We start from the raw sequence: 14,152 nt of genomic DNA on the forward strand, positions 1-14,152 counted from the left end.
CGTCACCAATACGCTGATATCACCCACATCCTCATTGGCGGCAGTGCCAGAGAAGGTGCCTGCCGTGGCGTCGAATGTCAGCCATGCAGGCATTGGCGTGCCGTCAGCGAGCGTTGCATTATACGTTAAAGTGTCGCCCGCGTCAACATCTGCGAAGTAGCCGGTGACATCTAACGTGAAGGCGCTGTCTTCCGTGGCGGTTTGGCTGCCAATGCCGGTGGTGGTTGGCGCGTCGTTGACGTTGGCGACTGCCAAGTCAAACGTCGCATCGGCAGTCGCACCGGCACTATCCGTTGCCGTCACTTTAACGCTGATTGTGCCCACATCCTCATTGGCGGGAGTGCCTTCGAAAGTGCCGGTGGCAGCGTCGAAACTCAACCATGCCGGTATTGCGGTGCCGTCGGAAAGGGTGGCGCTTAAGGTGAGACTGTCTCCGGCGTCAACATCGTCGAAGGTGTTGGCGGGGATAGCGAAACTGAAGGCGCTGTCTTCCGTGGCGGTTTGGTTGCCAATGCCGGTGGTGGTTGGCGCGTCGTTAGTATTGGCGACTGTCAGGGTAAAGGTGGAATCCACAGTCGCACCGGCACTATCCGTCGCCGTTACCTTGACGCTGATATCACCCACATCCTCGTTGGCGGGAGTGCCTTCGAAGGTGCCGGTGGCGGTGTCGAATGTCAACCACAGGGGTAAGGCAGAGCTGTCGGCGAGCGTCGCATTATACGTTAAAGTGTCGCCCGCGTCAACATCTGTGAAGAAGCTGGTGACATCTAACGTGAAGGCGCTGTCTTCCGTGGCGGTTTGGCTGCCAATGCCGGTGGTGGTTGGCGCGTCGTTGACGTTGGCGACTGCCAAGTCAAACGTCGCATCCGCTGTGGCACCGGCACTATCCGTTGCCGTCACTTTAACGCTGATTGTGCCCACATCCTCATTGGCGGGGGTGCCATTGAAGGTGCCGGTTGAGGCGTCGAATGTCAGCCACGCAGGTAAGGCGGTGCTGTCAGAAAGGGTGGCGCTGTAGGTTAAGGTGTCGCCTGCGTCAACATCGTCGAAGGTGCTCGCGGCGATAGCAAAGGTGAAGGCGCTGTCTTCCGTCGCCGACTGGTTGGCAAGTGCATTGGCAAGGGTTGGCGCATCGTTGGTGGGATTGACAGTGATGCTGAAAGTCGTCTCGCTGATACTCCCACCGGCACCGTCAGAGACAGTAAAGTTGAAACTGTCACTGGTGGTTTCGCTGCCATCGTGGGTGTAGGTGAGATTGCCCGAATCAATGTCCGCTTGGGTGAACGTGTCACTCACCGCAATCTCAACGCCGCTTAAATACAGCGTGCCATTCCCCGGAAAACTCGTGACGGTATAAGTCAGTTCCGCCGGCGTTTGTTCGGTGTCGGTAACATTGAGAACAGTATTGGCAATGGGAGTCGTCGCGCCCTCATCAGCAGTCAAGGCAGCGTTGGTGGCAATTACAGGCGGGTTGTCGTTATCCGCAATTGTCAGTTCAGCAGTTGCGGTTGCCCCCAGGTTGTACGCTGCGCCATCCGTCAGGGTGATGCTAACTGTCTCAGCGGCATCAATAATCACATCATTGACAGCAGCGACGGTAATTGTCTTGCTGCTTTCCCCTGGCGCAAAGGTGACAGTGCCCGACAGCGTGTCGTAATCGGTGCCCGCTGTGGCAGTGCCCCCTACGGTATAGCTTACCGTCAGGCCGGTATCGAGTGCCGGTTGGCTGAGGGTGATAGTAAAGGTGCCATCTGCGCCGCCTTCTGCTGGTGCGGTGCCGGTGGTGACGCTGGCGGTGATGGCATTCTCGTAGAAGTGGATATTGCCATCTTCTGCCCCAATGAAAGCGTCTAAATCCCCGTCCTTGTCAATGTCTGCAAAGGTGGGGGTGCTGTAGGAACCCACATCCACGCCGTCAAAGGGGTTATCGCTGCCGGTGACTTCCGTGAAAGTGCCGCTGTCATTGCGGTAGAAGTAGATATTGCCGTCTGCTTCCCCGATGAAAGCGTCTAAATCCCCGTCAGAGTCAATGTCCGCAAAGGTGGGGGTGCTGTAGGAACCCACATCCACGCCGTCAAAGGGGTTGTCGCTGCCGGTGACTTCCGTGAACGTGCCGCTGTCGTTGCGGTAGAAGTTGATATTGCCGTCAAATTCCCCAATGAAGGCGTCTAAATCCCCGTCGCTGTCTATGTCTGCAAAGGCCAGAGAGCTATTGTCACTCCCCACATTCACGCCGTCAAAGGGATTGTCGCTGCCGGTGACTTCCGTGAACGTGCCGCTGTCATTGCGGTAGAAGTTGATATTGCCGTATTCTTCCCCGATGAAAGCGTCCAAATCCCCGTCGCCGTCAATGTCGGCGAAGGTGGGGGCGCTGTAGGAACCCACACTCACGCCGTCAAAGGGGTTGAGCGTGCCGGTGACTTCCGTGAAGGTGCCGCTGTCATTGCTGTAGAAGTGGACAGTGCCGTCTTGTGCCCCAATGAAAGCGTCTAAATCCCCGTCGCTGTCAATGTCTGCAAAGGTGGGGGCGCTGTAGAAACCCACATTCACGCCGTCAAAGGGATTGTCACTGCCGGTGACTTCCGTAAAGGTTTTGGAAATCTGGTCTGATATCCCCAGGGTAGCAGAGGCACTCGCCCCGAGATTGTAGTCCGTCCCATCGGTTATGGTGAGGGTAACTGTCTCGTTGGGGTCAACGACATTATCCAGGATTGGCGTCACCACAATCGTGGCAGTGGTTTCCCCCGCCGCAAAGGTGACGCTTCCCGACAGGGTGTCGTAATCTGCGCCCTCTGTCGCAGTCCCGCCCAGGGTATAGTTTACCGTCAGGCCGGCATCCGGTGCTGGGTCAGAAAGGGTGACAGTGAATGTCCCCGGCACTGCGGTCGTGCCCGCTTCCGAGGCGGGAGTGCCGGCGGTGACGCTGGCGGTGGGCGCATTCTCGTAGAAATAGACAGTGCCGTCATATGCCCCAATAACAGCGTCTAAATCCCCGTCGCCGTCAATGTCTGCAAAGGTGGGGGCGCTGTTGTAACCCAGACTCACCCCGTCAAAGGGGTTGTCGCTGCCGGTGACTTCCGTGAAGGTGCCGCTGTCGTTGCTGTAGAAGTGGACAGTGCCGTCACCTGCCCCGATTAAGGCGTCTAAATCCCCGTCGCTGTCTATGTCTGCAAAAGCGGGGGCGCTGGCGGAACCCACACTCACCCCGTCAAGGGGGTTGTCGGCACCGGCGACTGAGGTGAAGGTGCCGCTGTCGTTGCGGCAGAAGTATACAGTGCCGTCATTTGCCCCAACGAAAGCGTCTAAATCCCCGTCGCCGTCAATGTCTGCAAAGGTGGGGGTGCTGTAGGAACCCACACTCACGCCGTTCAAGGGGTTGTCGCTGCCGGTGACTTCTGTGAACGTGCCGCCGTCGTTGCGGTAGAAGCTGACAGTGCCCTTATCTTGCCCAACGAAAGCATCTAAATCCCCGTCGCCGTCAATGTCCGCAAAGGTGGGGGCGCTGTAGGAACCCACACTCACCCCGTCAAAGGGATTGTCGCTGCCGGTGACTTCCGTGAACGTGCCGCTGTTGTTCTCGTAGAAGTGGACAGTGCCGTCAATTGCCCCAACGAAAGCGTCTAAATCCCCATCGCCGTCAATGTCTGCAAAGGTGGGGATGCTGGAGGAACCCACACTCACGCCGTCAAAGGGGTTGTCGCTGCCGGTGATTTCCGTGAAGGTTTTGGGTGTCTGGTCTAATATCGTCAGAGTGGCAACTTTGGCCTTTAGCTCGAAACCCGTCCCTTCCTCCAGGGTAACGGTAACAGTTTCGTTGGCGTCAGTAAGCGCGTCCAGTACCGGCGTCACCACAATCGTCTTGCTGGTTTCCCCTGAGGCAAATGAGACGCTTCCGAGGAAAGCCGCAGTGTAGTCGTCGCCCTCTGTGGCAGTGCCGCCCACCGTGTAGTTTACCGTAATCCCGTTATCCGGTGCCGGGTCGCTGAGGGTAATGACGAATGTCCCTGGCACTGCTGTTGCGCCCGCTTCCGAGGCGGGGGGAAGGGCGACGACGCTGGCGGTGATGGAATTCTCGTACAGTCGGTAATTCCCCGTTTTACTGTCCGGAATCAAAGCATCTAAATCCCCATCCCCGTCAATATCTGCAAACAAGGTGCCCTGTGGGCCAACGGGTCCATAGGGAGTGAACGTGCCGGCGTTATTGGTGTAGACGAAGGTAGTGCCTTTTTTCCCAATGAAGGCGTCCAAGTCCCCATCACGGTCAAAATCGGCAAAGGTGGGGGCGGTGCTGCTATACACACCGGCAACCGGGTTGCTGCTGTCGGTGACAGCAACGAACGTGCCGCCGTCATTGCGGAAGAAGACGACAGGGCCACCTGTCGCCAGGAAGGCGTCCAAATCCCCGTCCCCGTCAATGTCTGCAAAGGAGGGGGGGATGGCAGTCGGGATGCTGTCAAAAGGATTGCCGGCACCGGTGACTTCCGTCAACGTGCCGCTGTCATTGCGGAAAAACTTGACGCCTTTCTGTGAGCCAACGAAAGCGTCCAAATCCCCATCACTGTCAATATCCGCCAAGGTGGGGGCGAGATAGAAAAACCCCAAACTCTCGCGGTTCAACAGGTCGTCTGCAGCGGTGACTTGCGTGAAAGTGCCGCTCGAATTGCGGTAAACCTGGACAGTGCCGTCGAATTTCCCAATTACAGCGTCACTGTCCCCATCCCCATCGATGTCCTCAAAGGAGAGGAAGCTGTAATAGTCTGTCCTGACATCGACAAAGGGGTTGTCGCTGCCGGTGAGTTTAGTGAAAGAGGTGCCGCCGTTGTTGCGCCAGGTGTCGATAGTGCCGTCACCGTCCGCCAATATGGCGTCCACATCCCCGTCCCCGTCTATGTCTGCAAATATGGGAAGGGGGGCAGACCCCACAGACACCCCGTTAAAGGGGTTGGCGGTGCCGGTGACTTGGGTAAAGGTGCCGCTGTCGTAGCTATAAAAATCTACAGAATCTCCCGAGTATCGTACAGCGTCATTATCCCCATCGCTGTCGATGTCTGCAAAGATGAGATCCGTCAGGTAACCTGGCACGCTGTTCAAGGGGTTGTCGGTGCCGGCGACTTGGGTGAAAGTGCCGCTGTCGTTGCGGAAAACCTTGTTACTCGAGTAATTCCTCGTTATTATGGCGTCTAAATCACCATCATCATCTATGTCTGCAAAGACGGGGTTGCTGTAATTAGTCACAGACAGCACGGCTAAAGGGTTGTCGCTGCCTGTAACTTTAGTAAAAGTGCCGCTGTCGTTGCGGTAGAAATTGGTACTGCCTTGACCCAGGGCATCTAAATCCCCATCCGAGTCTATGTCTGTAAGTGTGAGCAAGTTAAAACTATAACTCACACCGGCAAAGGGGTTGCTGGTGTCCGTGACCTGGGTGAAAGTGCCGCTGGAGTTGCTGTAGAAGTTGACAGCGCCCTTTTTTGTCCCAACGAAGGCGTCTAAATCCCCATCAGAGTTAAGATCTCCAAAGGAAGCGGGAGTGAAAAAGCCCCCAAGCATGTTGCCGAAGGGGTTGCCGGTGCCGGTGACTTCCGTTAAGGTGCCGCCGTCATTTTCCCAGAAACTGACACTCTGGGTCTTGGCATTCGCAATAAAGGCGTCTAAATCCCCATCGCCATCAATGTCGGCAAAGCTGGGTTTCGCAGAGGCATTCAAACCGGCAAACGGATTGTTCGTGCCAGTAAGTTCCGTGAAGGTGAAGGGCAGCTGGTCTGCTATGTTCAGGGTGGCAGTTCTCGCCCCCAGTTGGAAACCGGCCCCTTCCTCCAGGGTGACTTTTACCGTCTCATTGGGATCGTGGACACTATCCAGAATCGGCGTTACGTCAATGGTGGCGCTGGTTTCCCCCGCCGCAAAGGTGACAGTTCCCGACAGCGGGGTGTAGTCCGCGCCGGCAGTCGCAGTGCCGGCCACAGTATAGGATACCGTGATGCCACCTGCTGGTGCCGCTTCGCTGAGAGTGATGACGAAATTCCCGGTAACAGGAGTGTCCCCCGCTTCGCTGGGTGGGGTGCCGGCGGCGATGCTGACTTTGATGGCCCTGTCGAAGAACTGGACATTGCCCTTCCTGTTGCCAATGAATGCCTCTAAATCCCCATCCCCATCGATATTCGCAAAGGCGGGGGTGCTCCCTGGCGTTGCAATCACGCCGTCGAAGGGGTTGCCGGTGCCGGTGACTTCCGCGAACAGGCCACCGTCATTGCGGTAGAAGTGAACAATGCCTTGGCTATTCGTAACGAAGGCGTCTAAATCCCCATCCCCGTCCACATCGGCAAAGTTCGGGGTGCTGCCTTGGCCCACATCCACACCGGCCAGGGGTTTGTCCGCCGTTGTGACTTTGGCGAAAGTACCGCTGTCATTGCGTAAGAAGGTAATGTGGCCGTCACCTTGCCCAATGAAGGCGTCTAAATCGCTATCCCCATCTATATCTGCAAAGGTGGGGGCGCTGTTCCCCTCCACATTTACGCCGTCAAAGGGGTTGCCGGTGCCGGTGACTTGGGTGAAAGTGCCGCTGTCGTTGCGGAAGAAGCTGATATTGCCGTCACTGTTCCCGATGAAAGCGTCCTTATCCCCATCCCCATCTATATCTGCAAAGGTGGGGGTGCTCCTTCCCCCCACATTCACGCCGTTAAAGGGGTTGTCGCTGCCGGTGACTGCGGTGAAAGTGCCGCTGTCGTTGCGGTAGAATCTGACAGTGCCGTCACTTGCCCCAATAAAAGCGTCCTGATCCCCATCCCCATCTATATCTGCAAAGGTGGGAGCGCTGTTGTAACCCACATCCACGCCGTCAAAGGGGTTGTCCGTGCCGCCCAATTGGTTGAAAGTGCCGCTGTCATTGCGGTAGACGCTGATACCGCCGTAAAATTGCCCAACTATAGCGTCCTTATCCCCATCCCCGTCTACGTCTGCCAAGGTGGGGCTGGTGCTGTAACTCACATACACGCCGCCCAAGGGGTTGTCCGTGCCGCCTAATTGGGTGAAAATGCCGCTGTCATTGCGGTAGAAGTTGACACTGCCGTAATTGTTCCCGATGAAGGCGTCCTTATCCCCGTCCCCATCTATATCTATAAAGACGGGGGCGCTGCTACCCCCCACATCCACCCCGTCCAAGGGGTGATCTGTCGTTGGGACTTGGGTGAAAGTACCGCTGTCATTGCGGAAGAAGTAGATGTGGCCATCATCTTCGCCAATGAAGATGTCCTTATCTCCGTCATTGTCTATGTCAACAAAGCTGGGGGCGCTTTTCCCCCCCACATCTACGCTATTGAAGAAGTTGCCGGTGCCGGTGACTTCCGTGAAAGTGCCGCTGGTATTCTCGAAGAACCGGATAACGCTGTTGCCGTTCCTGATGAAGGCGTCTAAATCCCCATCCCCGTCAATGTCTCCAAAGCTGGGGCTGCTGTTATGCCCCACATTCACCCCGTAGAAGGGGTTGCCGGTGCCGGTGACTTCCGTGAAGGTGCCGCCGTTATTCTGGAAAAAGGCGATGGTGCCGTCCCTTTGCCCAACAAAGGCGTCTAAATCCGTATCCCCGTCAATGTTTGCAAAGGTGGGGGCGGCACTAAACCTGACATCCACCCCGTTTAAGGGGTTGTAGGTGCCGGTAAATTCTTGGAAATTGGCCATTATATCTATCTCCAGATTAATCAGTTATGGCGTAGGACAGGCGTCTCGCCTGTCCCTTTTCCCTCTGGTGCGCAGGCGGGACGCCTGCGCTACGCCTCTCTGGCGTAGGACAGGCGTCTCGCCTGTCCCCTATGGTGCACAGGCGTCCCGCCTGTGCTACGTCAGATTTCTCACTCCCGCAACCGCTTCAGAGACTGGCGCGATTCGGAAATGTCATTATACGGTTTCAGATACCGCTCGACAAATTTCAGCATCGGTGCGTTGTCCACAGCTGTAGAAAATGTGCAGTAAGGAATTGGACTGGCCACTTGCCGTTTAATCGACTCGGCCAGCAGGGACGCCCCCCGCCCCAGTTTCTGGAATTTCTCCCGCACAAATAAGGTAGAATACCGAATCGTGTCGGGAGCCACCCGGTGGTTAACACACCAGCCAATAAGTCCGCCATTATATCTCAATCCGAGACTGTTGACCGGCTCTATCCGCGCTTCATCGCCAAAAGGAGACAGCGCGGGCGGATACCACTGCCCCTGCTGGATTTCCTGTCTCTCATCGGAGGTTAATTCACTCCAGGGAAACACGGTAAATGCAGCGGGAAGCGGGTATTTGTGCAGCCAGGGCGCTTTCCCAATAATGTCGGTTCTTGACTTGGCCAGCAGGAATGTGGTTCGCGGCGGCTGCCAGTTTAATTTGCGCAGCAGCGGTTCCAGGGCTTGAGCGGTAATCGAGGTAACTTGGTAAGACAGGATAACCTGCCGGCAGCCCTGTTCGGCAAGTCCCTTTTCCAGATATCTCACCAAATTCGTCCCGATTCCCTGGTGCCGGCACTCTGGGGCCACAAACAGGGATACAATCTCGGCTGTCTTGTATTCTGCTAAAATCTCCGCAAATACAAACCCCACGAGGGTTTCAGCCACCGAAGCGGAAACCGCCAGGATTTCCCCGCGCTGTTTTTGTTTGAGCCAGCGCTTCTTCAGACTGGGAAATGTCAGGGCGTCGTACTCGATGGAATTTTCCGCCGTCAGGTGGTAAACCATCTGGTACTTCACCAAAGCCCCCCCAGGTCTTCCAGGCCCATCGGGAGATTGAGGGGTTATCCCCCTCTCCCCTTGTGCGGGCGGTGAGGGGGTGAGGGGTGTAAGACCGGCAGTATCTCGCTGCAAACTCCCCCCCTCTCCACCGGCAGGAAGGGAAGTGGGAAGTGGGGTAACACCCCTCTGGACCCCAACAGTAGGTCTTGTAAAGACTATGCCAGAGGAGCCCTCAAAGGTGACAAAACGCTCTATCTCATCCCCCTGGAAGCCCAGCGCCATTGGCTGGCGCACTCCGGGGATCACCGCCACATCGAAAAGTTCTTTAACTGTGTTTTTGAATTCCAGCCAGCCAACGACTTTCCCAGCGGTTAAGTCCACAACCGTCAAGCCACAGCGCGCGCCCATCTTATAGGTGGCCAACCGCTCGTCGAGGGCTAAACCGGCAAAGTTCTGGTGTCTGGGCTGGGACATGCCGATAATGGCATAATTGCGGTAAAATGCCAGCCCGCGCACGAATCCGGGGCAAAAGACAACCGGCTGGAATTGGCCTTTTTCTTTGTCGGCAAACCCGAACTCGCCGGTGCCAGAATTGAGCAGCCACAGTTTGCCCCCGTAGACTCGCGGCGAGTGGGGCATAGACAAGCCGGTGCAGACAATTTCATTGGTGCGCACGTCAATAACTGCGCCGCCGGATTGCCGGTGCGCCCGCCAACCGGCTGCGGTGTCGGTGGTGCTGCAAGCGGTGACATAAGCCGGCAGCCCATTTTCCAGCGCTAGTCCATTTAGGTGGCACTTGTCTTCTGGCACCAATTTGGAGATAAACAGGGGCTTCCACAGAGGGGTGAAGCTGTGCTTGGGGTGGGGTGCGGCTAAACAGCTAAATAAGGTGTTGACGAAGACAATCCCCCCCCTTTGCTGTCCCTTTTCTACAGGGGATTGGGGGGGATTGGTCAGGACGACTTCGTGGGTATTATTGTCGCCGGTGGTGTGCGCCAGACGGGGTACATAAAGCTTGTCATACCCGTCGTGTTCGGTGCCGGCAGCGAGGATGTTGTCCAGCTGCCACAGTTGGTAGCGCGTGCTTATATATAAACGTTCCGGCGTGGCATAAAGTCCCATTGCCCTGTCGTAGATCCGCTCAAAAAGAGAAAGTCCCCCGTCTGGCTTTGTGCCAATCAGGAACAGCCGGTTGGTTTGATAGGTAGTGAAGGCGAGGCTGAGTTGCAGCTGGCGCAGCCAGTCGGGGAATTGAGGGGAACAGGCAATCTCCAGAGGTGGAGAGGCGGTATTGGTTGGTTTGGTTAAGGTTGGGTTGAGCTGATTCAATGTAATAACTTTCCTGTCGCATCATCAAGCTGGCGGGGATTGTGGGCGATCGCTATTGCATGTATCCAGCCAGATATGGGATGGCCCTGCGGGCTTCCCCCTGACGGCTGGAGATGGCAAAAAAGGTGCAGTCCCAGATTAGCGTGCCTCAAAGCCATGACCGGCAGTGCTGTCCCAGAGAAGTGACCAATGCCCTTAGCTGATGTAACCCCGCCTATCTGATGGCTAAGTTTAATCGCTCTTTGTTAATTTTTTGTGCTGCCCCACAGTTTAAGCGATCGCTTTGGGAAAAGTCAATGCCTAACCGGCAAATTTTTTAAGGTTTGTGTAAAGTTTTTTGGCTGCTTTGAACCTTGTAAAAAAAGGCAAAACTTTTCATTAAACAGCAAAACAAGAACTTTTTCAGTGATTTGAATCACTTTCTTCAATGATATGTATCTATTTTTTCAGTGATTCAGGTACTTGACAAAAGTGACAAAGTATGATGTGAAGCCGGTTTCATTTTGTCGAAACAGGAAAAGGCCCGATGTGAAGCGATGGCGGGAACGTCTGGTGCCGGTGGGGTTTCAGCCGGCTACTTGACAAAATGCCAAAGATGTGTTAAGGGGAGCGCCGGTTCTACAGCACCGGCATGCCCTGTTTGCAAGTAAACCCCCTCTGTAAGGGAGAAGACATCCTGCTAAAGGGGGAAAGTTAGGAGGCGGATCGGGGGTGAGAAACCGGGTTTCTGAATTAAGGTTTCGGATGAGAGGCAAAATGGGGGGGCGGAGAAACCGGGTTTCTGAATTAAGGGTTCGGGTGAGATGCCAAAGTTGTCTCAGAAACCCGGTTTCTGGGTGTCCCACATATTGCGGAAAGCGTCTTCCAGATGCCGCACAAACTGCCGGGGATTGAACAGGGGAGCACTGCTGGAATTTTCTGCCAGCTTGCGGCGAATTGCAGCCAATTCAGCAGGATTGTTTCCCAAGTGTACCGCACGGCACTCGTATTCTTCCCGACTGCTGCAAATCATTTCTGGCAGCAATGCGGCAGCGCAAACGCTGGCACCCATGCGAGACACATAGGTATTTCCGGGGAGGGTGAGCACCGGCAGCCCCGCCTGCAAAGCCCCCGCAGCAGTAGCGCCGCCATTGTAAACAAACGTATCCAAAAACAAATCTGCTAGACGATACCGCGCCAAATATTCCGGCATTGGCAAATTCTTAGAAAACACCAGGCGATTTGCCGCCACACCCCGCTTCACAGCTTCCCGGCGGAGATTCTCATTAGAGGCGTCAGCAGTTTCCGAAAGCCACAGCACGCTTCCCGGAACTTGCAGCAAAATCCGCGCCCACACGTCAAAAACTTCCGGGTCAATTTTTTCGTGCCGGTTGAAGCAGCAAAACACCGCCGCATCTGCCGGCAGCCCAAAGTCAGCCCGCGCCATCTCTCTCTGAGAAATCCCCACATGCGAAGCCACAAAGCCGTGCGGCAAATAAACCACCTTTTCCGCACAGCAGCCGGCTAGCTCTTCAGAAATCAGCCACTTATCCCCAATCATATACTGAATAAACTCCCCGCCCATCGTATCCGGATAGCCCAAATAGACGCACTGTATGGGTGCCGGCTGCAAGGCAAAAATCTCTGGGCGGGTATGAGTCGTGTAGCCGGCTAAATCAACTAAAATGTGAATGCCATCTGCCACAATTCGGCGAGCAGCTTCCTCTGAAGACATGCGAGAAATATCCACAAACACATCGCAGCCCGCCCGCACACTGCGGGTAATCTCATCTTCCTTATCCACCAAATAATAACCGTAAACCTCAAACTGATCGCGACTGTGGTGCTGGAAGATTTCGTGAATCACAAACCCTACGGGATGGCTGCGGAAGTCTGGCGAGACATACCCGACGCGCAGTTTTTCAGGAGTAGCGGCGCTGGGCTTTTTCAACTGACTCTTAAACTGGCTCAACCGGCGTTTAGCTTCGCTCACCAACTGGCTGAGAAGCTTCGCGCAATAGGTTCCTGCAGCCGCGTGCAGAGCCACCGGCACGGGAAAGAAATTCAGCGTTAAAGGAGACAGCCCCACCTGCTTGTCGCTGTTAATATGAACTTGTGTGCGGCTAATCAACTCTCGCACCATTGCATCGTATATCCGCCAGTCGCACAGTCTCAGGTGCAGGAGGCTGAAGCGGTAAAATATGTCAATAGCATCTGGATGGAGTGCGATCGCTCGCTGCATGCAGGAAAACGCCTCTTGCAATTTGCCCTGAAACTCCAGCAAAGTGCCCAAATTGCCGTGCGCCTCCGCCAAATCCGGCTCAAGTTTCAGCGCTTTGCGGAAAGCCGCCTCCGCCAAATCCATTTCGCCCCGAGACTGCAGCGCCACCCCCAAGCCATTATAGGCGGCGGCGAAGTCGCGCTGGGAGCGGATGGCGGCGCGAAAGCAGGCGATCGCTTGTTCAACGCGCTTTTGCCGCCAGTACAAATTGCCCAACTCAAAGTGCGCCTCCGCCCAGTCGGGTTTGATGGCGAGGGATTGCCGGTAACAGCGCTCAGCTTCCTCCATCCGCCCCTGTGAGACGAACAACTTGCCGAGATTGCTGTGTGCTATAATCAAATTTGGCTGGAGACGAATTGCATCTTGGCAGCCGGCAATTGCGGCGTCAATTTCCCCCCGAATTTGCCGCACAGCCGCTAAATTGCAGTGCACGACCGCCAAGTTAGGTTTGAGGCGAATAGCTTCCTGAAAGCAGGCGATAGCTTCATCTAATTTACCCAGCTCTTGCAGGGTATTGCCGAGATTGTTGTGCGCTGCTGCGAAATCGGGCTGGAGGCGAACTGCAGAGCGAAAATAGCCGGCGGCTCTTTCCAGATCGCCCTGCTGTTTGAGAAGTTTGCCTTCTTGGAAGTAGATTTGAGCCGCTTGTTTGTGGTCAGACATAACTTTATTGGGCATGGGGCATGGGGCATGGGGCATTGGGGATTGAGCATGGGGCATTGGGGATTGAGCATGGGGCATGGGGCATGGGGCATGGGGCTAATTATCAACTTTTCTCCCAGCCCCTAATCCCTAAACCCTCACATTTTTGTAAATAGAGTGTGCCGGATGAAAGCTGTTTGATAGGGAGCATTAGGCTTCGCGTGCCGCCCCATACTTCTAGTTAACCTTGGCAATTATTGTGCGGTGGCGGCGGCTGTTGGGGGTAATCACCGGCTTCTCAAAACCGGCACCCACCAGCGCTTCCTCCATATCCAGCGTGAAATACTCATCGATATAAGGCTCCGTACTCTTGAGCAGCGTCAGGATGTAAGGCGGCATTTTCATATAGGCATCCGCCTTAGGATTCATATCCATAATAGCGATATGCCCGTTCGGGCGCAACAGCCGGCGAGCCTCGCGGAAGATTTCCCGCGTTGCGGCTTGCGGCAGTTCGTGGCACATTAAAAAGATAGAAACTAAATCAAAAGAAGCCGCCGGCAAGCCGGTGGATTCCGCCGGCGCGTGCCTCCAGGTGATGTCTGCATTGCGCTCCTGCGATCGCAGGTTTGCGATCGCTAAGAAGTAAGGCGACAGATCCACCCCGGTGAGCTTCGCGTCTGGGTAAACCTCCTGCAGGGCAAAGGTGCTCATCCCCACACTGCAGCCCAAATCGGCAATATCGCGCGGCGCAACCGGCAGGGAAGCGTTGAGGATGTCGTGGTAACTCTTGCGCAACATAGCGTCGCCTTGGGCACCGGCATTGGGCCAAATGGTGGCGTGGACCGCATGCGCCGCCACCTCCACCTCAGTCGCCGCCTCCCAACTGAGATTGCCTTTCTCATAGGCGTGGAACGAGCAGACGTAGTATTCTGGATAGATGAGCTGGGGATTGAGCACCTTGGCCAGTTGGGCTTCCAAGTCGCGCTCGCGAAGGGCTTGCGCTTCCTGTCTCCAGTGCACCCCAATCCTCTCGGCGCGCTCAATCATCATATTGCGGGCTTGGGACTTGGCCAGCTTGGCCAGGGGCTTGATAGAAAGGATACGGTTCACCACCTGGGAAGCCAGTCGGGAAGTCATGTTTGCTGCTGCAGCCATCAGTCAAAAGAGTTAAAATAACTTTATCCCGACTAGCTTATTACAAAGAGTCGCACCTCGCACT

Annotated in this window: 4 protein-coding genes; all 4 read right to left on the reverse strand. The window is 55.6% G+C overall.

Translation table 11 applies throughout. The annotated features are described in order from the left end of the window. The coding region (locus OSC10802_RS38800; RefSeq protein WP_044169973.1) for an FG-GAP-like repeat-containing protein at positions 1 to 7,674 on the reverse strand (7,674 nt) is incomplete at its 3' end. 170 nt (positions 7,675 to 7,844) lie between these two features. Beyond that, positions 7,845 to 10,031 carry a TIGR03032 family protein gene (locus tag OSC10802_RS54065; protein ID WP_017715747.1) on the reverse strand — a complete coding sequence of 729 codons (2,187 nt, stop codon included), beginning with the start codon at positions 10,029 to 10,031 and terminating at the stop codon, positions 7,845 to 7,847. An 817-nt stretch (positions 10,032 to 10,848) separates the two neighbouring features. Then, positions 10,849 to 12,969, reverse strand: coding sequence for an O-linked N-acetylglucosamine transferase family protein (locus OSC10802_RS38805; RefSeq protein ID WP_017715749.1), 2,121 nt, complete (start codon positions 12,967 to 12,969; stop codon positions 10,849 to 10,851). A gap of 201 nt (positions 12,970 to 13,170) precedes the next feature. Continuing rightward, on the reverse strand, positions 13,171 to 14,088 hold the full coding sequence (locus OSC10802_RS0105345) for a class I SAM-dependent methyltransferase (RefSeq protein WP_017715750.1): 918 nt from the start codon (positions 14,086 to 14,088) through the stop codon (positions 13,171 to 13,173). Positions 14,089 to 14,152: the final 64 nt, after the last annotated feature.

Source organism: Kamptonema formosum PCC 10802, assembly GCF_000332335.1.
Classification (GTDB): Bacteria; Cyanobacteriota; Cyanobacteriia; order Cyanobacteriales; family Oscillatoriaceae; genus Oscillatoria.

Coding starts and splice junctions, on each gene's coding strand:
- OSC10802_RS38805 (WP_017715749.1), bottom strand. CDS start 12,969: ATGCCCAATAAAGTTATGTCTGACCACAAACAAGCGGCTCAAATCTAC.
- OSC10802_RS0105345 (WP_017715750.1), bottom strand. CDS start 14,088: ATGGCTGCAGCAGCAAACATGACTTCCCGACTGGCTTCCCAGGTGGTG.